The organism is Aurantiacibacter sp. MUD11 (assembly GCF_026967575.1).
GTDB lineage: Bacteria > Pseudomonadota > Alphaproteobacteria > Sphingomonadales > Sphingomonadaceae > Alteraurantiacibacter.
The window spans coordinates 1,895,117-1,917,012 of record NZ_CP114054.1 but is presented as its reverse complement, the minus strand read 5'-3'; the positions used below and the strand labels follow the sequence as shown (position 1 = coordinate 1,917,012).

Here is a 21,896-nt window from a genome sequence, read left to right as displayed (position 1 = left end):
AAATGTCCTTGGTTGCAGTCAGCGCTTCTTGCCCGCGATACGTGCGATTTCGGCCTTCACCAGCCGCTCGACCATGTCGGGGAGGTTGGCATCGAGCCACTGGGCCAGCATCGGCCGCAGCATTTCACGCACCATGCCTTCCAGCGATGTTTCGCCCTGCCGCACGATCTGCGGCTTGGCAGGCGGTTCGGCGAGCATGGCCAGTGCCGCCAGCGACTGGCGCATGGCTTCGGCGGCGCGATCGGTGGTCAGGCTTTCGTCCGGCGATTCCTCGTCAGTGGCGTCTTCCTCGATCAGCTCTTCGCTGGGATCGTCGTCGCCGATGGCGGAACCGATCACGCCAAGGTCGAGCACGTCTTCCGGCTCGTTCTCTTCCTGCGCGACAAGGCCGGCACGCTTGCGCGGAGCGGAAGCCACCTGCGCCTCCTGCGCATCGCGCGCGATCACTTTCTTGATCGATTCGAGGATTTCCTCGACTGACGGTTCGCCTTCCTGCCGCATTCAGTCCCCCGCTGATTCCGTATCGGCAACTTCTCCGTCAGGTGCGGGGATGTCAACGGTGCGCGAACTGGTGGCGACCGGGTCCGGATCCCAGTGCCAGTCCCACACGATGCGGCGCACGCGCTCGTAATTGTCGACCGGGTCGTAAAGCACGCCGTCTTCGCCCAGCCCGAGGTCGCGTGCCTCGGCCTTGCCCATGATGGCCAACAGCGAGAAGCCCGCAACATAGGCGTTGCGTCGCGCGGTGACGAGCTGGACCTGCGCCCGCAGCAGTTCCTGCTGGGCGTCGAGAATGTCGAGAATCGAGCGATTGCCGACGGTGTTCTCGGCGCGAACGCCCTCGAGGCTGAGCTCGGCGGCGGCAACGGCGGCCTCACTGGAAGCGATGATCGCATTCGCTGCGCGCCAGCTGGAATAGATGGCGCGGGTCTGTGCGATGATGCTCCGCTCTGTCGCGATAACCTGTTCCAGCGCGGCCTCGGCCTGGGCGGTCGCCTGCCGCTGTTGCGCGGCGACGCGGCCACCCTGGAAGATCGGCAGCGACAGGCGGACGCCCGCTGTCGCGTTGGTGGATGTCTGGTCTGCCGGTGCGCCGGTGATCGAACCCAGCGTGCCAAGGAAGTTCTGGTAGCCCCCGTTGGTGAACAGGCTCACCGTCGGGAGGCGACCGGAACCCGCGACCTCGATATCGAAACCGGCGGCGTCGGCACGTTCGATTGCGGCGATCAGGTCGGGGTTGTTCTCCAGCGCGACGGCCACGGCCTCGTCGGGACTGGCCGGGAGGCCGGGCAACGGCGGTGGAGGCTCCAGGTCGGTTGGGGCGGCACCGACGGCGGCGATGTAGCGTTCCCTGGCATTGACCAGGTTGGCCTCGGCAGTGCGTAGGTCACCGCGGGCGATTGCAAGTCGGCTTTCCGATTGCGCCACGTCGGTGCGGGTCAGGTCGCCGATCTCGAACCGGTCGGAGGTGGCCTGCAGATTGATCTCCAGCACCTCGACGTTGTTGGCCGCCAATTCCACGATCGCCTCGTTCTGGATGACGTTCATGTAGTTGGTGACGACATCGGTGAACACGGCACTTTCGGTGCTGCGCAAGTCGGCGCGTCCGGCTTCGACGCGATTCTCTGCGGCCAGGATGCCGTTGCGCACCGCGCCGCCCTGGTAGATCGGCAGGCTGAGGTCGACACTGGCGTTCAGCTGCCGCTCGGGCGAGATGAAGCTGACGGAGTTCTGCTGCAGGAATTCCGAATAGGTGGCCGAGGTTGTCACCGAGGGAAGCGCCTGCGAGCGCTGGATCACCACGCCCTCGTCGGTCGCGCGCTGCTGGGCGCGGGCAGCAAGCAGCGTCGGGTTGTCCTCGTAGGCGCGGAGCAGCGCTTCCTTGAGCGTTTCCGCCTGTGCAGGCGTAGCCAGCAGGCAAACGCCAGCGAGCAGGCCCGGGATGACGCTGCGGGTACGCATGATCAGAAGGTCCAGCCTTTCGGGGCGTCGAATTCGGGCAGCTTGGGAATGCCTACGTCATAGACCGGCAGCAGCGAGACGCCGGCAGCGGTCTTGCGACCCACGGCGAGCCGGGTGACGCCGCCATCGTCGACGATGCCGGTCACGATGCGGCCACCGTCGGCCAGTCGCTTGGCGAGACCGGAAGGGATTTCCTCTACCGCGCCATCGATTACCAGCAGGTCCGCACCCTTGCCCTTGCGGCCGGTGCCGACGGCTTCTTCCGCGCTCAGCACGGTCAGCTCGGCCACCAGCGGCTTGAACAGTTCGGCGAGGTAGCCGGTACCCGAATCGACCACGATGGCCTTTTCGGTACCGCGCGGGTCGGCCTCTTCCAGCATCTTGCCCTGTACCAGCGGGGCGGGCAGCGCATGGCCGTTCTCCAGCCGGATCGAGCGATCCATGTAGGCGATGCCGCGGCTGGCGGCGGGAACAAAGTCTTCGCGCGCGACCTGGTTCATGCGCTTCAGCACGAACGGCGCGTTCACGCCGCTGGTGCGCAGCTGGCTGTCGATCATGGCGCGACGGGCGGGATTGCCGCTGCTGGTGTTGGCAGCTTCTGCGGCGTCGAGGGGATCTGCGGTCGGCAAGGGTCAATTCTCGTCGGTTACGAACGCGGAGTGCCTTACGGTGTGCACGCGCTGCTCGCAATGGCCGGATTGTCACAAAACGTAGCTTTGCATGCACTGGCGAAAGCGTTTTGACGCGAAGGCCATCGCAGGACTATGGGCCAATCGACCAAGAGGAGCACAGCGACGATGAGCGACATGATCACCATCCGGGAAGAGGACCTGATCGAAACCATTGCCGATGCGCTGCAATATATCTCCTATTACCACCCGATGGATTACATCCAGGCGCTGGGAGAGGCCTACAAGGCCGAGCAGGGCCCGGCGGCGAAGGACGCCATCGCCCAGATCCTGACCAACAGCCGCATGTGCGCCGAAGGCCACCGGCCGATCTGCCAGGACACCGGTATCGTCAACGTGTTCCTGAAATGGGGGCAGGACTGCCGCCTCGAATCGGACAAGTCGCTGCAGGAAGTGGTCGATGAGGGCGTGCGCCGCGCCTACAACCACCCGGACAACAAGCTGCGCGCCTCGATCCTGGCGGACCCGGCCTTCACCCGTCGCAACACCCGCGACAACACGCCCTGCGTGCTGAGCGTGGAAATGGTGCCGGGCAAGACCGTCGGCATCGACGTCGCCGCCAAGGGCGGGGGCAGCGAGAACAAGTCCAAGTTCAAGATGATGAACCCGTCGGACAATATCGTCGACTGGGTGGTCGAGCAGATTCCTTCCATGGGCGCAGGCTGGTGCCCGCCAGGCATGCTGGGCATCGGTATCGGCGGCACGGCGGAACACTGCATGAAGCTGGCCAAGCAGAGCCTGATGGACCCGATCGACATGGCGCAGCTGAAGGCGCGCGGGGCGCAGACCGATATCGAGCAGCTGCGGATCGACATCTACGACGCAGTCAATGCCATGGGCATCGGCGCGCAGGGGCTGGGTGGCCTCTCCACCGTGCTCGACGTGAAGATTCTCGACTGGCCCTGCCATGCGGCGGGCAAGCCGGTAGCGATGATCCCCAACTGCGCCGCCACGCGCCATGCGCACGTGACGCTGGACGGCAGCGGACCGGCCTACATTCCGCAGCCCGATCTCGACGCCTGGCCCGACGTGCAGTGGGAGCCGGACGCCGAGGCCAAGCGCGTCGACCTCGACAACCTCACGCCGGAGGAAGTTGCCAGCTGGAAGCACGGTGACCGCCTGCTGCTGAGCGGCTCGATGCTGACCGGGCGCGATGCCGCGCACAAGCGCATCAAGGACATGCTCGAGCGGGGTGAGGAACTGCCCTGCGACTTCCGCGGTCGCGCCATTTATTATGTCGGTCCGGTCGACCCGGTGATGGGCGAAGTTGTCGGCCCCGCCGGCCCGACCACCGCCACCCGTATGGACAAGTTCACCGAGATGATGTGCGATCTCGGCCTGCTGGCCATGATCGGCAAGGCCGAGCGCGGGCACGATGCCGTCGAGGTAATCAGCCGCTTCAAGGTGGCCTACCTGATGGCGACGGGTGGCGCGGCCTATCTCGTCAGCCGGGCGATCAAGGATTCGAAGGTCATCGCTTTCGAGGACCTGGGCATGGAAGCGATCTACGAATTCACCGTGAAGGACATGCCGGTGACGGTCGCCGTCGATAGCGAGGGCAACAACGTCCACACGCTGGCCCCGTTGCACTGGCGCGAGAAGATCCGCGAAGAAGGGCTGCTCAAGGCGTAAATCGGCCGGATCATCGACCAGCGGCATAGCGGTATCGACGGAAACCACCCTTTGGGCTGGCGCCTCTTTACCTTACCCGGCTAAACGGACGGGATGGAAAAGGCAGAAACCGAAAAGCCTGTCGCACGCGTACCGTTCAAGATCGTGCTCGCCTCGGCCGTCGGGCTATGGGCGACCTACCTCGTCCTGATGACGCTTCGCGCCGAGCTGTTGCAGATGGAATTCGCCGGCGAGATGTTCGAGCGGCGGCTCATCACCAGCACCATCGGCGTGATCATCACCTTGGGTCTGTGGGTCGTGCTGCGCCCCTTCGACGGCCGACCATTGTGGGCCAAGATTTGCGCTGCGCTGATCTTCGCCCTGCCCGCCGCCCTGCTGTCGACACAGGCGAACCGCATGGTCTTTGCCGACCTGCAATCGGCCCTGGACGAGAAGGTTCTGCACGAGCTTGCCAATACCCGCGGCGTCGCTGCCGAGGAAATCGATGGCGATATGCTGCAAGACATCTCGCAACTGGTGGCACTGGGCACGCGCGAGCAGATCATCGAGGTCACCTTCAGCCGCTATTTCATGATGCTGGCCTGGTGCGCGCTCTACCTGGCATTGCTGACCGGCGAGAAGGCGCGGGCGGCAGAGCGCCGCGAGCAGCAGTTCCGCAGCGCCGCCAAGGCCGCCGAATTGCGGAGCCTGCGCTACCAGGTGAACCCGCACTTCCTGTTCAACACGCTCAACTCGCTTTCGGCGCTGGTGCTGACCAGCAAGACCGAAGCGGCCGAGCGGATGATCCAGATGATCAGCACCTTCTATCGCCGCAGCCTGGCCGACGATCCGACGTCGGACGTGCCGCTGAGCGAGGAGATCGAAGTGCAGAAGCTCTACCTCGATATCGAGGCCGTGCGCTTCCCCATGCGACTGGTGGCGAATTACGATGTGCCACCCGAGCTGCAGAATGCACTGATCCCCGGCATGATCCTGCAGCCGCTGATAGAGAATTCGGTGAAGCACGCGGTCGCCCCGTCCTCCGGCCAGGTGACCATCACCCTGTCCGCCCGCGAGGAATATGACCGGCTGGTCGTCACCGTTTCCGACAATGGCCAGAGCGCGGAAGACCGTGACGATACGCGCCCCGGTTTCGGCATCGGCCTGACCAATGTGCGCGAGCGGCTGGAAGCGCGGTTCGGCAAGGAAGCAACGGTCGTCTCCGGCCACGTGCCCGGGGGCTATGCCACGCATCTGCGCATGCCGCTGATGCGCATCAAGGAGCGTGTGGCCGCATGAACGACAATCCCCCGGACACCCTGCGCACGCTGATCGTCGACGACGAGCCGCTGGCGATCGAGCGGATGCAGGTGCTCTGCGCGGAAATTCCGCAGCTGACGGTGATCGGCACGGCCAGCGACGGCGAATCCGCACTGCGCCTGTCGGAGAAGCTTTCACCCGACCTGCTGCTGCTGGACATGACCATGCCCGGCAAGGACGGCTTGCAGGTGGCCAGCGAGGCATCGAGCCTCGAAACCCCGCCCGCCGTCATCTTCGTCACCGCGCACGAGAATTTCGCGGTCGAGGCCTTCGACCTCGAAGCCGTCGACTATGTGCTCAAGCCCGTCGCCACCGACCGGCTGGAACGCGCCATCGAGCGCGCCCTAGCGCGCCGGGGCAGTGCCCCCGAAGGCCAGAACGCCAGTGACTGGCTGAGCGAGTTCTGGGTGCCACACCGGTCCGAACTGCTGCGGATCGACGCCTCCGAGGTCTTCCGCATCGATGCCGAGCGCGACTATGTGCGCCTGCACGTGGGCGAGACCAGCTACCTGCTGCTGCAGACGATCGCCGGGCTGGAAGAGAAGCTCGACCCGGACAAGTTCATCCGCATCCACCGCTCCACCATTCTGCGCAAGGATTTCATCTCCGGGCTCAAGCATGAAGGCCTGGGCGTGTGGTGCGCCGAACTGGCCGACGGCAATGAACTGCGCATCGGGCGGACCTACCTGAAGAAGGTGAAGGCGATGGCGGGGCGCTGAGCTCGCCACGCATTGCTGGCAGACAAACAAAAAAGGGCGCCCGGGGGGAGGCGCCCTTTTCGCAGGGGTCAGGGGTGCGGTTCAGCCGCCGCGCTGCGCGTCTTCGATGACCTCCGCGAAGTGGCGGTCGAACTCGCGCTTGGTCTCGCGATAGCAACGGCGCTGCTGGCGGGTCTGCAGCAGGGTGCCGACCTGCGCCTCGTCCATGCCGCAAACCTGCTTGGACGCACGGTCGATGCGACGCTCCAGCTCGGCCTTGCCATCTTCGGTGGTCAGGTCGAGATCGGTGTGCGTCACGCCGACGGTGCGGAAGTCTTCCGCAGCGGAAACGGCGGGGGCGAAAACGAGGCCTGTGGCAGCCAGGGCCAGGGCCGCAGTGAACGAACGGGTCAGCATAGTCGGGTCCTCCTCCTCAAGTCCCGGCAACTCCACTTTGGGGGGTCGCACCGCAGCCGGTGGGACTGGAACGGCTGCGGCGCAGTTAGGGAGATAGGCCGAAGCCATTCTTCGCGCTGCAAGATGTCGACCTGCGCGCGTAGCGCGTCGACAAGCAGGCGTCCGGCCCGACCAAGCGCCAACCCCGCTCCACCAACGACAATTTGCACTCGGACTGCGCGTAAGGCACATGCACGCGCATGGCGCTGATCGTCACTTTCCTGCTCGGCATGGGCAATTTCGCCTGCCACAGCGCGGTTGTGCGCAGCGGGCACCGCATGTTGTCGGACATAGCCGAGGACAAGTTGCGGATTGCCCGCATGGCCAGTCTGGCGCTCGAATTCGGCCTGTTGTGCGGGGCGCTCTACGCCGCGCAGCAAGGCGTGGTGCAATGGATGTGGCTCTATCTCGGCTATACCGTCATCAATGTCGGCGCCGCCTGGAGCATCGTGACCGGGCGCGTCTAGCTACAAATGCCGCGGCGATGCATTTCCAACTGGCCCGCTGTACCGCGGATTTGCTAGCGACGCGGGACGATGGCCGACAGCAAGCTGCTCTTCCACCTCTCCGACATCCACTTCGGGCTCGAGGATAACCGCGCGCTCGACTGGGTGATGCAGGAAATCGCCGAGCAGCGGCCCGATGCGGTGGCCATCACCGGCGACCTGACCATGCGCGCCCGGCACCGCGAATTCGCTGCCGCCACGCACTGGATCAAGGCGCTCGACGTGCCGGTGACGGTGGAAATCGGCAACCACGACATGCCCTACTTCAACCCGGTCGAGCGGTTCCTCGATCCCTATCGCCGCATGCGCTCGATCGCCGACAAGGTGGAGCGGGAAATCGACCTGCCCGGCCTCGCCATCGTGCCGCTGAAGACGGTGCGGCGCTGGCAGCCGCGGCTCAACTGGTCGAAGGGATGGATTACCGATCCGGCGCTGGAACGCTGCCTCACGGCCATCGATGCGCTGCCGCCGGGCACCCAGGTGCTGGTCACCGCACACCACCCCCTGCGCGAAGTCGGCACACAGGGAACGGCGCTGACCAGGCACGGGCTGAAGGCCCTCACCGAACTGGCCAAGCGCCCGGTGCTGGCGGTGATTTCCGGCCATGTCCACGATGCCTTCGATATCATGGAAGAGACGGCCGAGGGCCAGGTGCGGATGATTGGCGCCGGCACGCTGTCGAAGCGCGTGCGTTCCACCCCGCCCAGCTTCAATGAACTGCGCTGGGACGGCAAGCACCTGACGGTGAAGGTGCGCAACCTCGACGATGTCGATACCAGGGACATGATGATCGACGACGTGCCGGAAGATGCCATGCCGCCGCGCGAGCCGGGCGAACCGGTGGCTCCGGTGAACCAGGTGCCGCGCACCGACCCGCCGGTGCACTAGGAAACAGACAGGGAGAAACTGCATGCGTTCGATTGGCTCTTCGCTCCTGCTGGCGCTGGCGGCGCTGGCATTCTCGACTCCTGCTGCGGCGCAGGAATGGCGGATGGTGATCCACGGCGGAGCGGGCACGATAGAACGCGACCGGATGACGCCCGAACGCGACGCCGAGATTCGCGCCGCGCTATCCCATGCGCTGGAAACGGGCGCCGCCGTGCTGGCGGACGGTGGCAGCGCGCTCGACGCGGTGGAGGCGACCATCCGCGTGCTGGAGGACGATCCCAACTTCAACGCCGGTCGCGGCGCGGTGTTCACCGCCGCCGGGCGCAACGAACTGGATGCCTCGATCATGGACGGGCGGACGCGCGATGCCGGGGCGGTGGCAGGCGTCACCGCCACGCGTCACCCGATTTCGCTTGCCCGCGCGGTGATGGAGGATTCGCCGCATGTGATGATGGCGGCCAGCGGGGCGGACGCCTTCAGTCTCGAACAGGGGCTGGAGCAGGCTGCGCCCGAGTGGTTCCACACGGACGAGCGCTACGAACAGCTGCAACGTTTCCTTTCGCGCGACCAGGCCGATGCGTCCGACCTGGCGGGCGCGGATTACAAGTTCGGCACGGTCGGCGCGGTGGCGCTGGACATGGATGGCAACCTCGCGGCGGGCACCTCCACCGGCGGCATGACCGGCAAGCTCTATGGCCGCGTCGGCGATTCGCCGGTGATCGGCGCCGGCACCTATGCCGACAATCGGGCTTGCGCCGTCTCCGCCACGGGTGCGGGCGAATACTACATCCGCGAGGGTGTCGCGCACGAGATCTGCGCGCGCATCCGCTTCCTTGGCGAAACGCCGCAGCAGGCCGCTGACTTCGTGCAGGCCGAAACGCTCGAACTTGGCGGCACCGGCGGCGTCATCGTGCTGGGGCCGGATGGCGACTGGGCCTATTCGTTCAACACTGCCGGCATGTATCGCGGCATGATCGCAGCGGGCGCGGAGCCGCAAGTGGGCATTTACGGCGACGAATAGGCCGTCTGCCGACAAATCCGGTCATCCTGCCGCAAGCGGGAAAACCAACCGGGCCCTCGGCAGTTTCATGCGGAATGGCCACCAAGGTGCTCATCGTCGAGGATGATCTCCTCAACCGCATGTTCTACGAAGCGGTCTTCCAGCAGCGCGAATACGAGCTGCTGGTGGTCGAGGACGGTGCGCGAGTCTTGGATGCCGTCGACAGGTTTGCGCCCGATCTGATCACCATGGATATCCACCTGCCGCATGTCTCGGGCCGCAAGCTGATCCGGCAGATTTCGGGCAATCCGCAGACCGCGCATATCCCGATCCTGGCCATCACCGCCTATGCGGGGAAGCGCGACGAGGAGGAAATCCGCCGCGCCGGCGCCGACGCCTACCTCGCCAAGCCGCTCAGCATCGATAGGCTGCTGCGTGAGGTCGACATCCTGCTGGCCGGCACCAATGGAGCAGCGGCCTAGGCAGGCACCCGTGCCGGAATGCAAAAAGGGCGGCCCTTCGTGGGGACCGCCCTTCGCATTTTCCTCCGTCGAGGAAACTGGTGTCGAAACTTAGCGCTTCGAGAACTGGAAGCTGCGACGTGCCTTGGCACGGCCGTACTTCTTGCGCTCCACCACGCGGCTGTCGCGGGTGAGGAAGCCGGCGGACTTGATCACGCCGCGCAGGGCCGGTTCGTAGCGGCTCAGCGCCTGGCTGATGCCGTGCTTCACCGCACCTGCCTGGCCCGACAGGCCGCCACCGGTAACGGTGCAGACCACGTCGTACTGGCCTTCACGCTCGGAGATGGCGAAGGGCTGGTTGATCACGAGACGCAGGGTCGGACGGGCGAAGTAGACTTCCTGGTCCTTGCCGTTGACGGTGACCTTGCCGGTGCCGGGCTTCAGCCACACGCGAGCGGTGGCGTCCTTGCGGCGGCCGGTGGCATAGGCACGGCCCTGGGCGTCGATTTCCTGTTCGCGCAGCGGCGCGGTCGGAGCGGCCGGGGTGGCTTCGCCAGCGTCGGCAGCCGGAGCGTCGCCCACCACTTCCTTCAGGTCAGCGAGGTCGCTGGCGGTGTTCTTGTCTTCGGTAGCCATTATGCGGTCACCTTGTTCTTGCGGTTCATCGAGGCAACGTCGAGCACTTCGGGCTTCTGGCCGTCATGCGGGTGCTCGGTGCCGTTGTAGAGGTGCAGCGCCTTCATCTGCGCACGGCCCAGCGGACCGGTCGGGATCATGCGCTCGACAGCCTTTTCCAGCACGCGCTCGGGGAAGCGGCCGGCCAGCACCTTGTCGGCGGTGATGTCCTTGATGCCACCCGGATAGCCGGTGTGCTTGTAATAGTGCTTCTTGCCAGCCTTGTTGCCGGTGAACTGCACCTTGTCGGCGTTGATGACGATGACGTGGTCACCGCAATCGACGTGCGGGGTGTAGCTCGGCTTGTGCTTGCCGCGCAGGATGTTGGCGATGATCGAGGCGAGGCGGCCGACGACGAGGCCTTCGGCGTCGATGAGGTGCCACTTCTTTTCGACCTCGGCCGGCTTGATCGACCGGGTGGTCTTGCTCAGAGCCTTCATGGCTTGGTGTTCCTTAAATTCGATGCGAATGGATCGCCCCGCGCCGACCGTGGAGAATCATCCCCCTGCCAGCGCAGCGAAGGCGCGCATTTGTCGGTTTACCTGCCGCAAGTCAAGCAATACTGCGGGATTGCGGAGAGGTAAAATAATACCGTGCCGGAGAACCCGCAGCTCGCCGGGCGCGTCAGGACCCGCTCAGTCGCCATTCCTCGTGGACGCGATTGCTGCTGTCGGCCACCACGGTCACCACGTTGCGGGCGGCAACGCGCATCAGGCCGGTCTGCCCGTCGCGTTCGCCTGCGAAGGAAGTCTCCACCCGGCCTTCCGCCCCGCCCGGCAGGGCGATGCGCTGTTCCTCGCGGCGCGGCGTGCTTGCGGGAGCGAACAGGTCGGCCGGCAGGTGTGCCGTCACGCGCCGGCTGGCGCCTTGCAGCGCGGCGATGAATTGCGAAAGCTGGGCGCGCTCGTCTTCAGCAATCGGCTGGCTGGCCAGGTCGGTCAGTGCCTCCTCCACCGCCAGCCGGACCTCTTCGCCTGCGGGCGGAGCGATTTCGGTCGAGAGGATCCGTCCGAAGGGATCAAGCGCTAATGGGAATATCGCGCTCTCGTCGCGGGATTCTTCCAGCCGCGCGAAGTGCGCCAGCTGGGCGGGCGCGTCGACCGCAGCGGCAAGCTGGTTGCCGTGCAGCATGAAACCGCCGGCGAACTGGCGGAACTCGACGGTGAATTCGCGTGTGACGGTGAAGTGCGCGCCGCCGGCCATTTCGCGCGACACCGTGCGCACATAGCGCATGGGGGTGGCTGGCGGGGCGATCAGGCGATCCGGAACGGTGGCAGCGGCGCGGCTGGAACCGACCAGCGGCGCAACGGCCGCAACCATCGCCAGCTGCAGGGTAGATCGTCGGTTGATCCGCGTCATCGTGTTCCTCCCCCAGTGACCATTTCGGCCAGCCATCCGCGCGTCTCCTCGGGAGCGCTGTCGGCCCGCCAGCCAAGGATGGCAGGCGTATCGTACGGGTGCAACTGCGCGAGTCTTTGCGTTGCCCGCTCCAGGGCGCTCGCCTCGGTCTTGAACAGCACGCCGACCTCTTCGGCGGACTGCACCGCGCCTTCGTAGCGAAACACCGAGAGCAATTGCGGGACGATATTGGCGCAGGCGACGTGACCTTCCGCGACCATGGTGGAGGCAACCTCGCGGGCTTCATCCAGCGACCCGAACGGCGCCCATATCAAAGCGGCGCCGGGCTTGCTCATGCGCGCCGTCCCAGCACGTGCGCGCCCCAGGCCGTGGCCCCGACCAGCAGTGCTCCCACCAACTGGTGCAACACTGCCATCCACAGGTCGACTCCGGTCATCACCGTGGCAATGCCCAGCACGATCTGTACGCCGAACGCGCTATGGATGGCGATAGAGGCCCGCCGCTCGAGCGGCTTCACCTTGCGCGCCATCACGATCAGCGCGGCAACCGCTGCCCAGGCCCACCAGCGGTGCAGGAAGTGGAGGAAGAAGGGATCGTGGGTGAAGGTCCACAGCGCTCCGCGCGACCAGTCGGCCTCGGGCACGAGGCGGCCCTGCATCAGCGGCCAGGTGTCGGAGGCTAGCCCGGCGTTGAGTCCGGCGACCCATGCGCCCAGCAGCAATTGCAGGAACAGTACCGCGATCACGACGATGGAGAGGCCGGTAAGCCGTGCCGGCCTGGCATTGCCGGCGGCGAGCTGGCGCAAGTCGAGCGCGGTCCAGACGAGGCCGGCCAGGGTGAACAGCGCGGTGAGCAGGTGGATCGAGAGCCAGAAGTGCGAAACGTCGGTCATCTCGCTGCCAAGGCCCGAGCGGACCATGAACCAGCCGAAGGCGCCTTGCAGTCCGCCCAGTGCCAGCAGCGCGAGGAGGCGCGGCTTGTAGCCGGCCGGAATCGCGCCGCGCAGCCAGAACCACGCCAGCGGCAGCGCGAAGGCCATGCCGATAACGCGTCCCAGCAGGCGGTGGAACCATTCCCAGAAATAGATGAACTTGAAGGCGGCGAGATCCATCCCGGCCGGGCCGGAGACGTTCTGGTACTCGCCGGTCTGCTGGTAGAGCTCGAACTCGGCCTGCCAGTCGGCCTCGGTCAGCGGCGGGATGGCACCGGTCACGGGCTTCCACTCCGTGATCGAGAGGCCGCTTTCGGTCAGCCGGGTGATGCCGCCCACTGCCACCATGATCAGGACGAGCAGCGCCACGAACAGCAGCCAGCGCGCCAGCGCCAGCGGACGCGTGCCGATCGGTGGAGTCGACTCGAGGGGGGCGGCAGTTGCTTGGGCGACCATATCGACAGCGATGTGCAACGCGGTTCGCCAAAGCGCAAGGCATCCCGAAGGCCGTGTCTTGCGGAAAATGGGCGAGAGTGTTGCCTGCAAGCACTTGCGCAATGATATGACGTTACATAAATAGCCGGCATGGGATCGCTTTCCCCTTGGATTCGCGGCCGGTTGGACCGCGCTGGCGTACTGTTGTCCGCGCTGTGCCTGTTGCACTGCGTGCTCGGCCTCGTGCTTGTCGCCGGTCTTGGGCTGGGCGCGGGCTTCCTGCTCGATCCCGATATCCATCGCTGGGGCCTGCTGCTGGCAACCGTGATTGCCGGCGTGGCAATCGGGGTTGGCGCCGTGCGGCACCGCCGCGCCAAGCCCTTTGTCGTCGCCATGACCGGCCTGTCCTTCATGGGCGGCGCGCTGGCCGTGGGGCATGGCGTGGAAGAGGCCGTGCTGACGATGATCGGGGTGACGCTGGTCGCCACCGGACACATCCTCAACTTGCGCCACGCCTGACAGGCTTTATGTGGCGCTGGTGATGACCAGCTCAATTTCCCTCACCGTCAACGGCGACCCGCGTCGCACTCCTGCCACCACCATTGCAGAACTCGTCCGCGAACTGGGCCTGAAGCCCGAAAAGGTCGCGGTGGAGCACAATGGCGAAATCGCCCCGCGCTCAACGCTGGCGGAAGCCAAGCTGGCCGATGGCGACCAGCTGGAGATCGTCCATTTCGTAGGCGGCGGATCGGGCGCTGACGACGATAGCTGGGAGGTCGCCGGGCACCGCTTCAACAGCCGGCTGATCGTGGGCACGGGCAAGTACAAGGATTTCGCCCAGAACGCCGCTGCGGTGGAGGCTGCCGGAGCCGAGATCGTCACCGTGGCCGTGCGCCGGGTGAACGTGTCCGACCCGAACCAGCCTGTGCTGATGGATTATATCGATCCCAAGAAGGTCACCTACCTGCCCAATACCGCGGGCTGCTTCACCGCCGAGGACGCTATCCGCACGCTGCGCCTGGCGCGCGAGGCAGGTGGCTGGGACCTGGTGAAGCTGGAGGTGCTGGGCGAGGCGAAGACGCTCTATCCCAACATGGTCGAGACCATCCGCGCCTGTGAAGTGCTGGCCAAGGAAGGCTTCAAGCCGATGGTCTACTGCACCGACGATCCGATTGCCGCCAAACAGCTGGAAGACGCCGGCGCCGTCGCCATCATGCCGCTGGGCGCGCCGATCGGTTCGGGCCTCGGCATCCAGAACCAGGTCACGATCCGCCTGATTGTGGAAGGCGCCAATGTGCCGGTGCTGGTCGATGCCGGTGTTGGCACCGCGTCGGATGCGGCAGTCGCCATGGAGCTTGGCTGCGACGGCGTGCTGATGAACACCGCCATCGCCGAGGCCAAGGACCCGATCCGCATGGCCCGGGCCATGAGGCTGGCGGTCGAGGCAGGCCGCGAAGCCTACCTCGCCGGACGCATGGGGCGGCGCAAGTATGCCGACCCCAGCTCACCCCTTGCCGGGCTGATCTGACACAGCGAACGGAATGTTAACCATGTTGGCGCACACCTTCTCCTGAACCACAGGGGAAGAGCCAGTCATGGGGCACGAATCCACCAGTTTCTCGCTGACGATCGCGGAGATGCGCGAGTTCGCCGGTTTCTCCGAAGCCGAGCAGGAATTCATCGAGCGTTCGCTCGATATTGCCCTCGGCCGCAGCGACGCCTTCAAGGAATGGAGCCGCTCGGCTGACGACCAGCGCACCATTCGCGGCCAGTATCTCGCCTATCGCGAACTGAAGCACCTGCGCGCGCTGGTGCCGGGTGACGAGAGTTTCGAGAAGATCGAGACCTTCCTCGGCACGCTGGTCCGCATTTCGGCGCAAGACCTCGCGCTGGAGCAGCTCGACAGCTTTTCCGCCTACCGCTTCCTCTATGAGCGCCTGCTGGGTGCTGCCGTGCGGCCTTACCTGCCTGCCGCCTTCTGCGGCGCCGCAGCCCTGCCGCAGATCCGCCCCGAACGGCGCCGCCTGCTGCTGCAGAGCCTGAGCGAAGCAGCCGCGACCGCGCCCGCCTGGTCGAAGCGCGAGCCGGGGTTCTATCCGGAAAAGATCGAAGCCGAAGCGGCCTGAGCCGCTTCGGCCTTCAATACAGCGCGTCGAGCCGGTCCGCGTAAGTCTCGCGGATCTGCACGCGGCGGATCTTCATCGTCGGCGTCATCATGTTGTTGTCGACACTGAACGGTTCGTCCGCGAAGGTGAACTTGCGGATCTTCTCGATCACCGAGAGGTCCTTGTTCGTGCGGTCGATCGCTGCCTTGATGGCGCTGCGGAAGGCCGGCAAATCCTGCAGCGCGGCCATGTCGAACTTCTCGTCGTTCTCGCGCGCCCACTGCACCGCCCACTCCGCGTCGGGCACGATCAGCGCGACCATGTAGGGCCGCTTGTCGCCCGCCACCATCACCTGGCTGATTTCGGGCTGCAGCGTCAGCATGCCTTCCAGTTTCTGCGGGGCGACATTGTCGCCCTTGTCGTTGACGATGATGTCCTTCTTGCGATCGGTGATCTTGATGCGGCCCTTCTCGTCGAGATGGCCGACGTCGCCGGTGTGCAGCCAGCCGCCGTGCAGCGTCCGCTCGGTATCCTCCGGGCGCTGCCAGTAGCCCTTCATAACCAGCTCGCCGCGCACCAGGATTTCGCCGTCTTCGGCGATCCGCACCTCGACCCCGCGCAGCGGCGGGCCGACGGTGTCGAGCTTGATGCCGACGCTGGGTAAGTTGACGCTGACGACCGGTGCGCTCTCGGTCTGGCCATAGCCTTGCAGCATGGTCAGGCCCATCGCCTGGAAGAAGCCGCCGACTTCGGGATTGAGCGGCGCGCCGCCCGATACCAGCGCCTTGATCCGTCCGCCGAAGCGTTCCTTGATCTTCGGTCGGAGCGTTGCCGCCAGCAGCAATTCGTCTGGCTTGGACAGCAGGCCGGCCTTGCCCGCCACCTGCTTCTCGCCCAGTCGCAAGGCGCGGCCGAGCAGGAAGTTGGCCAGCTTGCCCTGCTTGCTGATGGTCTTGATCATCTTTTCGCGCAGCACTTCGAACAGGCGCGGCACAACGATCATGAAGGTGGGCTGCGCTTCCTCGAGATTGCTGGAGAGCTTGTCGAGCCCCTCGGCAAACCAGATGTCCGCACCGAGGCCGATGGGCAGGTAGAGGCCTGCCGTGTGTTCCATGGCGTGCGACAGCGGCAGGAAGGACAGGAATCGTTCCTCGCCCCAGCCGAATTCGTGGCTCAGCAGTTCCGCTGCCGAACCGGCATTGTGCAGGATCGCACCGTGGTGAAGCATCACCCCGCGCGGGGCACCGCTGGTGCCGCTGGTGTAGATGATACAGGCCAAGTCATCGCGGTGGACCGAGGCCATGCGCGCCTCGACCGCGGCGCGCGCTGCTTCGGCGCCCCCTTCGGTCATGTCCTCCCAGCGATGCAGGTCGAACGAACCGGACTGCGCGGTGGAGATGCCTTCCATCACCACGACGTTGCGGACCTTGTCGGTCTTCATGATGGCCGGGAACAGCTGCTGCGCCAGCTTGGCGTTGGAGACGACCACCGCGCTCGCCCCTGAGTCGTCGAGGATATGGCAGTGATCGCGCACGGTGTTGGTGGTGTAGGCGGGCGTGGTGATGCAACCCGCCGCCATGATCGCGAGATCGGCGATGCACCATTCGGGGCGGTTCTCGGAAACGATGACCACGCGGTCGCCATCGTGCAAACCAAGTCCGCGCAGCTTTTCCGCCAGCACGCAGACCATTCGCGCCGCTTCGGCGTAGGAGATCGGCGTCCAGGTGCCGTCGATCTTGGCGGTCAGGAAAGGCTTGTCGCCCAGCTCGTCGGCGCGCTGCAGGAACAGCGAAACGAGGTTACGGGCATTGTCGATATCGGCGAGCTGCACGCAGTCCTTCTCCCCTGCGACCGTTGATCCGGCCGGTGTTCGTTAACAAGCGGGTTAGGCTGCCCGGTGGTTCCGGGCAAGTGTCCCTTGGTCTAGTCCAGCATGATCGGCGTCGCTTCGATCCGCCCGCGGAAACGCGGATCGTAAGCGGTTATCCATTCGTCTCCGACCCTTAGCGCGCCGACCTGGCCGACTGATCCGAAGGGCTGCGGGCCGGTGCGGATATTATCGTAGCCCAGCGCCGCCAGCGCATCGGTCTGCCCGGCAAGCCAGGTGCCCTCTTCAACGAAGATGACCGGGCCGAAGCCCATGACGATGGGCTGCGCAAAAGCGTCTTCCAGCGCCAGGTCGAAATCGATCACGCCGATGATGGAACGCGCGGTCTGTACCGGGATGAAGGGGCCGCCTGCCCCGCCGATGATGAGGAAGGGCTCGCCGTCAGGGTCCCATACGATGGTGGGCGACATGGAGCTGCGCGGTCGCTTGCCGCTTTCCACCCGGTTGGCCACCGGCACACCGTCGTTCTCGGGGACGAAGCTGAAATCGGTCAGCTCGTTGTTCAGGTGGTAGCCACCGAATGCGAGGCCGGAGCCGAAGCCGCCTTCCACGGTGGAGGTGTAGCTGACCATGGCGCCTTCGCTGTCCACGGCGACGAAATGGGTAGTGCCCTGCTCCATCGGCCCCTGGCCAAGCCCGCGCATGGCGAGCAGGCTCTCGACATCGCCGGCGGGATAGCTCTCCGCCGCGCGCGCCGGGTCGATCAGCTGCGAACGCCCGGCCAGGTACTCGGGCGAAACTAGCGCCTGCGTCGGCACCTGCACGAAGTCGCTGTCCGCCGCATAGGCGGCGCGATCGGCCCAGGCGAGCATCTCGGATTGCAGGAACAGGTGCCAGAACTCGACCGACTGCGGGCCGAGCGCGGACAGGTCGAAGCGCTCCAGCTGGCCCAGCGTCTGCAGCAGCATGATGCCGCCGGATGTGGGCGGTCCCATCGAGCAGATGCGATAGGCGCGGTAGAAGCCGCAGACGGCCTCGCGCTCCCTGGCCTCGTAGCCGGTGATGTCGGCAGCGACCATGCCCGCTGCGCGCGGCGTGTTGGCGGCGACATGTGCGGCCAAGGCTTCGGCCGCTTCCTCGCCATACATGGCATCCGGCCCCTCGGCGGCCAGGCGGCGGAAAGTCTCGGCCAGGTCCGGGCGGCGGATCACGGTGCCGACGGCGAAGGGTTCGCCATTCGGCTCGTAGAAAGTGGCGCGCATCCCGGCGTCGAGACCGGCGCGGTCGATGCTGCCGTCGAGCGACTGGTGCAGGCGCGGGTTCATCACGAAGCCCTCGGCCAGCGCGATGGCGGGTTCGAACAGCTCCGCCCATGCGAGGCGGCCGTGCGCGGCGTGGGCGCGGGCGGCGAGCGCGATATTGCCGGGCACTCCGACGCTGAGGCCGGTGCGCACGATCTCGCGCGAAGCATAGGGTTCGCCGTTCTCGTCGAGGAACCAGTCCGGCCCCGCGGCGGCGGGTGCCGTCTCGCGGCCGTCATAGGTGGTGATCGTGCCATCAGGCAGCGCGCGCAGCATGAAGCCGCCCCCGCCTATGCCGGAGCTTTGCGGTTCGACCACGGTCAGCGCCAGCATCACGGCGATGGCGGCATCGGTGGCGCTGCCGCCCCGGCGCAGCATCTCGCGCCCGGCATCGGCGGCACGCGGATCGGCGGCCTCGACCACGCCGGTCTGGACGATCGGCGCGGGTGCAGTGGTGGTCTGGCAAGCGCCGAGCGAAAGCGCGACGGCGGCGGCGATGATCGGGCGGAAGAAGGTCACGAGGGGACTGCTATTCGCTTCCTACCGCTTCGGCAATGGAAGCGAAGCCATCGCGGCGCATCAATTGCTCCAGACCGCGGGTGATGTCCTTGGCTATGCCGGGGCCGCGATAGGTCATGGCGCTGTAGAGCTGCACGAGGCTGGCCCCCGCGCGGATGCGCTCCCAGGCATCCTCTGCCGTGGCGATGCCGCCCACGCCCACCAGCGGAATCGCGCCGCCCGACGCCTTGCGAAAGGCGCGCAGCATCTCCAGCGCCAGCGGTTTCAGCGGCGCGCCCGACAGGCCGCCGGTCTCGTGGCGATGGGCCGATTGCAGCTCGGGGCGCGAAATGGTGGTGTTGGAGACAATCAGCGCATCCAGCCGCTGGTCGAGCGCGATGCGGGTGATCGCGTCGATATCTGCCGATTGCAGGTCCGGCGCGACTTTCAGGAAGACCGGCGGACCGTCGGGGCCGCGCGCTTTCAGTACCGCATCGAGTAGCGCGGTGAGCGAGCTTTCGTCCTGTAACGCGCGCAGGCCCGGCGTGTTCGGGCTGGAAATGTTGACCGCGAGGTAGGTGGCATAGGGCGCCATGATCCGCGTCATCGACGCATAGTCGGCGATGCGATCCTCGCTATCCTTGTTGGCGCCGATATTGATGCCGATCACGCCCGGACGATTTCCGCGAGAGGCGACCCGCACGGCGGCAGCTTCGGCCCCGCCATTGTTGAACCCCATGCGGTTGATGACCGCGCGGTCCTCTTCCAGTCGGAACAGGCGCGGTTTCGGATTGCCGGCTTGCGGGCGCGGCGTGATGGAGCCCACCTCGACGAAGCCGAAGCCCAATCCCAGCAGGGCATCGGCAACCTCGGCATCCTTGTCGAATCCGGCAGCCATGCCGACCGGATTGGGGAATTGGATGCCGGCAACCTCGGTGGCGAGCGGACCGCTCAGCGGCGCGGGCTTGCCGCGCGGCATGAGTTTCAGCGCCTTGATGGCAAAGCCGTGCGCGCGTTCGGCATCGAAGCGGAACAACAGCGGGCGAACGAGGGAATAGACCATGCGTCGCCCTTGGCAGCATCACGCACCCGAGCGCAATCCCCCTTGGGAAAAGCCGGCCCAAGCTACAATTTTAATACAAGTCGATACAAAATATTCGCGCAAAATGTCGTGTTCATACAATAGGCGGAAAATCACCTCGTCTAACCCGATGCCGCGACCCGAAGGGCTCAATGCGCGATGCGCTGCGAGTTCTCGACTATGACAGGGCGGCCTCCAGTACGGACGGCCGCCCTTTTTTTCTGTCTTTTGTTGTCCCGAAGCATCCGTTAACCAGCCGTCGAGAATCAAACGGATGGTCGCCATGAACTCTTCTAAATTTCGTCTAACCACTGCTCTTGCAACTGCCCTGCTCTTGGCGGGCTGTGCTTCCTCCTATGCCGAAGCGCCGGCGACGACTGCCGCGGCCGAAGCGCCGGTGCCCGCCAGTCTCGGCGAGTTTTTCGAGCAATATAACCAGGCGCAGCTTGCCATGTCGCCGCAGACCAAGGCCTATCGCGGGATTCGCGACGAGGATTACGGCAGCTGGAACGATCGCAGCGAGGAAGCGGAAGACGCGCGGGACGAGATGCGCGACGAATGGCTGCAGCGCATGCGCGACAATTACGATTTCGCCAGCCTCTCGCCGGAGGACCAGCTGTCCTACCGCCTGTTCGAGGAAACCGCGGCACGCTCCGCCTCGCTCGACCCGTTCGAGGATTACGGCTGGTTCTTCGACCAGATGAATGGCGAGCAGAGCGACATTCCCGCCTTCCTCATCAACACCCACGCCGTGCAGAACGCCGACCATGCGCGCGCCTATGTCGAGCGGATCGCCGGCATCGGGCCGCTGCTCGATACGCTGGCCGCCCGTTCCGCGGGGCGGGCGGACAATGGCGTGATGCCGCCCGACTGGGTCTATCCCTATGTCCTGTCCGACATCCGCAACATCCTCGATGCCGGCATGGACAATGCCGTGCTGGCGGATTTCCGCAGCGAGGTTGCGGCGCTCGAACTGGGCGATGCGGAGGAGGCTGCACTGGTGGCCGATGCCGAGGCGGCTTGGGCGCAGCACGCGGCGCCGGCCTACACGCGCCTGCTTGCCGAGATGGAGCGCCAGCAGGCAATGGCGCCCACCGACGATGGCATCTGGCGCTTCCCGCAGGGCGCGGAATACTACGATGCGCTGCTGGAATACTACACCACGACCGACCTGACCGCGGACCAGATCCACAACATCGGCTTGCGCGAAGTGGAGCGCATCCACAACGAGATGCGCGCGATCATGGCGCAGGTCGGCTTCGAGGGCAGCCTGCAGGATTTCTTCGAGTTCACCCGCAGCGACCCGCGTTTCTACCATACCAGCCGCGAGGACTACCTGGCGGAGGTCGACGCGGTGATGAGCGCGATGGAAGCGCGCCTGCCGGACTACTTCATCACGCTGCCGGAATACGAATTGCAGGTGAAGCCGGTGGAGGCCTTCCGCGAGCAGAGCGCGGGCAAGGCCTTTTACCAGTCGCCGGCCACCGACGGCTCGCGCCCCGGCACCTATTACGTCAATCTCTACGATCTGAACGCGATGAGCCGGAACGAGCTGGAGGCGCTGGCCTATCACGAAGGCGTGCCGGGCCACCACTTGCAGCGCGCCATCCAGACCGGGCTGGGCGAATTGCCGCCCTTCCGCCGCTATGGCGGCTTCACCGCCTATACCGAGGGCTGGGGCCTCTATTCGGAAGAGCTCGGCAAGGACATGGGCTTCTACACCGATCCCTATTCCGATTTCGGCCGCCTGCAGATGGAGCTGTGGCGCGCCTGCCGCCTGGTGGTCGACACCGGCATCCATCACAAGCGCTGGAGCCGGGAGGAGGCGATTGCCTATCTCACCGAGAATACGCCCAATCCCGAAGGCGACATCCGCAAGGCGATCGAGCGCTACATCGTCTATCCCGGCCAGGCCACGGCCTACATGATCGGCAAGCTGAAGATCATGGAGCTGCGCGAGCGTGCGCGCACCGCGCTGGGCGACGACTTCGACATTCGCGAATTCCACGAACTGGTGCTGGCCAATGGCCCGGTACCTTTGTCCATCTTGGAAGAGCAGGTGGATGCCTGGATTGCCGAGGAAGCCGAGTAG

24 protein-coding genes are annotated in these 21,896 nt (G+C 65.7%); 11 read left to right on the top strand and 13 right to left on the bottom strand.

The window, feature by feature from the left end; all coding sequences use genetic code 11:
• Positions 1 to 18 precede the first annotated feature (18 nt).
• The 3 genes from OZN62_RS09545 to OZN62_RS09535 are packed head-to-tail and all read right to left on the bottom strand — an operon-like array spanning position 19 to position 2,591.
• Complete coding sequence (locus tag OZN62_RS09545; RefSeq protein ID WP_269099392.1) at positions 19 to 501, bottom strand: DUF2497 domain-containing protein; 483 nt, start codon at positions 499 to 501, stop codon at positions 19 to 21.
• Positions 502 to 1,962 (bottom strand): TolC family outer membrane protein, encoded by a 1,461-nt coding sequence (locus OZN62_RS09540; protein ID WP_269099389.1) that lies wholly within the window; start codon positions 1,960 to 1,962, stop codon positions 502 to 504. It lies immediately after the preceding gene.
• Positions 1,963 to 1,964: 2 nt separating this feature from the next.
• Positions 1,965 to 2,591 (bottom strand): protein-L-isoaspartate O-methyltransferase family protein, encoded by a 627-nt coding sequence (locus tag OZN62_RS09535; RefSeq protein ID WP_269099387.1) that lies wholly within the window; start codon positions 2,589 to 2,591, stop codon positions 1,965 to 1,967.
• A gap of 168 nt (positions 2,592 to 2,759) precedes the next feature.
• On the opposite strand from OZN62_RS09535, the gene OZN62_RS09530 reads away from it, so the two are divergent.
• The 3 genes from OZN62_RS09530 (at position 2,760) to OZN62_RS09520 (ending at position 6,301) form a co-directional block, all read left to right on the top strand.
• Positions 2,760 to 4,283, top strand: coding sequence for a fumarate hydratase (locus OZN62_RS09530; RefSeq protein ID WP_269099385.1), 1,524 nt, complete (start codon positions 2,760 to 2,762; stop codon positions 4,281 to 4,283).
• Positions 4,284 to 4,376: 93 nt separating this feature from the next.
• Positions 4,377 to 5,561 carry a sensor histidine kinase gene (locus OZN62_RS09525; RefSeq protein WP_269099383.1) on the top strand — a complete coding sequence of 395 codons (1,185 nt, stop codon included), beginning with the start codon at positions 4,377 to 4,379 and terminating at the stop codon, positions 5,559 to 5,561.
• Complete coding sequence (locus OZN62_RS09520) at positions 5,558 to 6,301, top strand: LytR/AlgR family response regulator transcription factor (protein WP_269099382.1); 744 nt, start codon at positions 5,558 to 5,560, stop codon at positions 6,299 to 6,301. The genes OZN62_RS09525 and OZN62_RS09520 overlap by 4 nt, the downstream gene beginning before the upstream one ends.
• A gap of 81 nt (positions 6,302 to 6,382) precedes the next feature.
• Here the strand turns inward: OZN62_RS09520 and OZN62_RS09515 are convergent, their stop codons facing one another.
• Positions 6,383 to 6,697, bottom strand: a complete 315-nt coding sequence (locus tag OZN62_RS09515; protein ID WP_269099380.1) for a UrcA family protein — start codon at positions 6,695 to 6,697, stop codon at positions 6,383 to 6,385.
• Between the two features lie 239 nt (positions 6,698 to 6,936).
• Between OZN62_RS09515 and OZN62_RS09510 the strand changes: the two genes are divergently transcribed.
• The 4 genes from OZN62_RS09510 to OZN62_RS09495 all read left to right on the top strand — a co-directional run bounded on the left by OZN62_RS09510 (position 6,937) and on the right by OZN62_RS09495 (position 9,612).
• Positions 6,937 to 7,203, top strand: coding sequence for a hypothetical protein (locus OZN62_RS09510; protein ID WP_269099378.1), 267 nt, complete (start codon positions 6,937 to 6,939; stop codon positions 7,201 to 7,203).
• A 69-nt stretch (positions 7,204 to 7,272) separates the two neighbouring features.
• Positions 7,273 to 8,130 carry a metallophosphoesterase family protein gene (locus OZN62_RS09505; protein WP_269099377.1) on the top strand — a complete coding sequence of 286 codons (858 nt, stop codon included), beginning with the start codon at positions 7,273 to 7,275 and terminating at the stop codon, positions 8,128 to 8,130.
• 22 nt (positions 8,131 to 8,152) lie between these two features.
• Complete coding sequence (locus OZN62_RS09500) at positions 8,153 to 9,151, top strand: isoaspartyl peptidase/L-asparaginase family protein (protein WP_269099376.1); 999 nt, start codon at positions 8,153 to 8,155, stop codon at positions 9,149 to 9,151.
• 74 nt (positions 9,152 to 9,225) lie between these two features.
• Entirely contained in the window at positions 9,226 to 9,612 is a 387-nt protein-coding gene (locus OZN62_RS09495) for a response regulator (RefSeq protein ID WP_269099375.1), read from the top strand.
• Positions 9,613 to 9,702: 90 nt separating this feature from the next.
• Here the strand turns inward: OZN62_RS09495 and rpsI are convergent, their stop codons facing one another.
• The 5 genes from rpsI to OZN62_RS09470 all read right to left on the bottom strand — a co-directional run bounded on the left by rpsI (position 9,703) and on the right by OZN62_RS09470 (position 13,012).
• Positions 9,703 to 10,227 (bottom strand): 30S ribosomal protein S9, encoded by a 525-nt coding sequence (gene rpsI, locus OZN62_RS09490; protein WP_269099374.1) that lies wholly within the window; start codon positions 10,225 to 10,227, stop codon positions 9,703 to 9,705.
• Entirely contained in the window at positions 10,227 to 10,706 is a 480-nt protein-coding gene (gene rplM, locus OZN62_RS09485) for a 50S ribosomal protein L13 (protein WP_269099373.1), read from the bottom strand. Before rplM ends, rpsI begins: the two co-directional genes overlap by 1 nt.
• A gap of 184 nt (positions 10,707 to 10,890) precedes the next feature.
• A complete protein-coding gene (locus tag OZN62_RS09480; protein WP_269099372.1) occupies positions 10,891 to 11,625 on the bottom strand; it encodes a hypothetical protein in 735 nt (244 codons plus the stop codon).
• Complete coding sequence (gene cutA / locus OZN62_RS09475; protein ID WP_269099371.1) at positions 11,622 to 11,960, bottom strand: divalent-cation tolerance protein CutA; 339 nt, start codon at positions 11,958 to 11,960, stop codon at positions 11,622 to 11,624. Before cutA ends, OZN62_RS09480 begins: the two co-directional genes overlap by 4 nt.
• Entirely contained in the window at positions 11,957 to 13,012 is a 1,056-nt protein-coding gene (locus tag OZN62_RS09470) for a COX15/CtaA family protein (protein ID WP_269099370.1), read from the bottom strand. The genes cutA and OZN62_RS09470 overlap by 4 nt, the downstream gene beginning before the upstream one ends.
• Positions 13,013 to 13,141: 129 nt before the next feature.
• Here OZN62_RS09470 and OZN62_RS09465 point away from each other — a divergent pair, with 129 nt between their 5' ends.
• From OZN62_RS09465 to OZN62_RS09450, 3 genes are all read left to right on the top strand, one after another.
• On the top strand, positions 13,142 to 13,510 hold the full coding sequence (locus OZN62_RS09465) for a MerC domain-containing protein (protein ID WP_269099369.1): 369 nt from the start codon (positions 13,142 to 13,144) through the stop codon (positions 13,508 to 13,510).
• Positions 13,511 to 13,532: 22 nt separating this feature from the next.
• Positions 13,533 to 14,519 (top strand): sulfur carrier protein ThiS, encoded by a 987-nt coding sequence (gene thiS, locus OZN62_RS09455; protein ID WP_330848736.1) that lies wholly within the window; start codon positions 13,533 to 13,535, stop codon positions 14,517 to 14,519.
• Positions 14,520 to 14,586: 67 nt separating this feature from the next.
• Complete coding sequence (locus OZN62_RS09450; RefSeq protein ID WP_269099368.1) at positions 14,587 to 15,117, top strand: hypothetical protein; 531 nt, start codon at positions 14,587 to 14,589, stop codon at positions 15,115 to 15,117.
• 13 nt (positions 15,118 to 15,130) lie between these two features.
• Here OZN62_RS09450 and OZN62_RS09445 read toward each other — a convergent pair whose 3' ends face one another.
• The 4 genes from OZN62_RS09445 to OZN62_RS09430 form a co-directional block, all read right to left on the bottom strand.
• Positions 15,131 to 16,927, bottom strand: coding sequence for an AMP-dependent synthetase/ligase (locus OZN62_RS09445; RefSeq protein WP_269099367.1), 1,797 nt, complete (start codon positions 16,925 to 16,927; stop codon positions 15,131 to 15,133).
• A 92-nt stretch (positions 16,928 to 17,019) separates the two neighbouring features.
• Complete coding sequence (locus OZN62_RS09440) at positions 17,020 to 18,744, bottom strand: gamma-glutamyltransferase family protein (RefSeq protein ID WP_269099366.1); 1,725 nt, start codon at positions 18,742 to 18,744, stop codon at positions 17,020 to 17,022.
• 10 nt (positions 18,745 to 18,754) lie between these two features.
• Positions 18,755 to 19,786: a quinone-dependent dihydroorotate dehydrogenase gene (locus tag OZN62_RS09435; RefSeq protein WP_269099365.1), complete on the bottom strand. Its 1,032-nt coding sequence runs from the start codon at positions 19,784 to 19,786 to the stop codon at positions 18,755 to 18,757.
• 18 nt (positions 19,787 to 19,804) lie between these two features.
• Complete coding sequence (locus tag OZN62_RS09430) at positions 19,805 to 20,089, bottom strand: hypothetical protein (RefSeq protein ID WP_269099364.1); 285 nt, start codon at positions 20,087 to 20,089, stop codon at positions 19,805 to 19,807.
• Between OZN62_RS09430 and OZN62_RS09425 the strand changes: the two genes are divergently transcribed.
• Positions 20,088 to 21,896, top strand: coding sequence for a DUF885 domain-containing protein (locus OZN62_RS09425; protein ID WP_269099363.1), 1,809 nt, complete (start codon positions 20,088 to 20,090; stop codon positions 21,894 to 21,896). The two genes, OZN62_RS09430 and OZN62_RS09425, sit on opposite strands and share 2 nt — an antisense overlap.

Coding starts and splice junctions, on each gene's coding strand:
- OZN62_RS09545 (WP_269099392.1), bottom strand. CDS start 501: ATGCGGCAGGAAGGCGAACCGTCAGTCGAGGAAATCCTCGAATCGATC.
- OZN62_RS09540 (WP_269099389.1), bottom strand. CDS start 1,962: ATGCGTACCCGCAGCGTCATCCCGGGCCTGCTCGCTGGCGTTTGCCTG.
- OZN62_RS09530 (WP_269099385.1), top strand. CDS start 2,760: ATGAGCGACATGATCACCATCCGGGAAGAGGACCTGATCGAAACCATT.
- OZN62_RS09525 (WP_269099383.1), top strand. CDS start 4,377: ATGGAAAAGGCAGAAACCGAAAAGCCTGTCGCACGCGTACCGTTCAAG.
- OZN62_RS09520 (WP_269099382.1), top strand. CDS start 5,558: ATGAACGACAATCCCCCGGACACCCTGCGCACGCTGATCGTCGACGAC.
- OZN62_RS09515 (WP_269099380.1), bottom strand. CDS start 6,697: ATGCTGACCCGTTCGTTCACTGCGGCCCTGGCCCTGGCTGCCACAGGC.
- OZN62_RS09510 (WP_269099378.1), top strand. CDS start 6,937: ATGGCGCTGATCGTCACTTTCCTGCTCGGCATGGGCAATTTCGCCTGC.
- OZN62_RS09505 (WP_269099377.1), top strand. CDS start 7,273: ATGGCCGACAGCAAGCTGCTCTTCCACCTCTCCGACATCCACTTCGGG.
- OZN62_RS09500 (WP_269099376.1), top strand. CDS start 8,153: ATGCGTTCGATTGGCTCTTCGCTCCTGCTGGCGCTGGCGGCGCTGGCA.
- OZN62_RS09495 (WP_269099375.1), top strand. CDS start 9,226: ATGGCCACCAAGGTGCTCATCGTCGAGGATGATCTCCTCAACCGCATG.
- rpsI (WP_269099374.1), bottom strand. CDS start 10,227: ATGGCTACCGAAGACAAGAACACCGCCAGCGACCTCGCTGACCTGAAG.
- rplM (WP_269099373.1), bottom strand. CDS start 10,706: ATGAAGGCTCTGAGCAAGACCACCCGGTCGATCAAGCCGGCCGAGGTC.
- OZN62_RS09480 (WP_269099372.1), bottom strand. CDS start 11,625: ATGACGCGGATCAACCGACGATCTACCCTGCAGCTGGCGATGGTTGCG.
- cutA (WP_269099371.1), bottom strand. CDS start 11,960: ATGAGCAAGCCCGGCGCCGCTTTGATATGGGCGCCGTTCGGGTCGCTG.
- OZN62_RS09470 (WP_269099370.1), bottom strand. CDS start 13,012: ATGGTCGCCCAAGCAACTGCCGCCCCCCTCGAGTCGACTCCACCGATC.
- OZN62_RS09465 (WP_269099369.1), top strand. CDS start 13,142: ATGGGATCGCTTTCCCCTTGGATTCGCGGCCGGTTGGACCGCGCTGGC.
- thiS (WP_330848736.1), top strand. CDS start 13,533: ATGACCAGCTCAATTTCCCTCACCGTCAACGGCGACCCGCGTCGCACT.
- OZN62_RS09450 (WP_269099368.1), top strand. CDS start 14,587: ATGGGGCACGAATCCACCAGTTTCTCGCTGACGATCGCGGAGATGCGC.
- OZN62_RS09435 (WP_269099365.1), bottom strand. CDS start 19,786: ATGGTCTATTCCCTCGTTCGCCCGCTGTTGTTCCGCTTCGATGCCGAA.
- OZN62_RS09425 (WP_269099363.1), top strand. CDS start 20,088: ATGAACTCTTCTAAATTTCGTCTAACCACTGCTCTTGCAACTGCCCTG.
- OZN62_RS09430 (WP_269099364.1), bottom strand. CDS start 20,089: ATGGCGACCATCCGTTTGATTCTCGACGGCTGGTTAACGGATGCTTCG.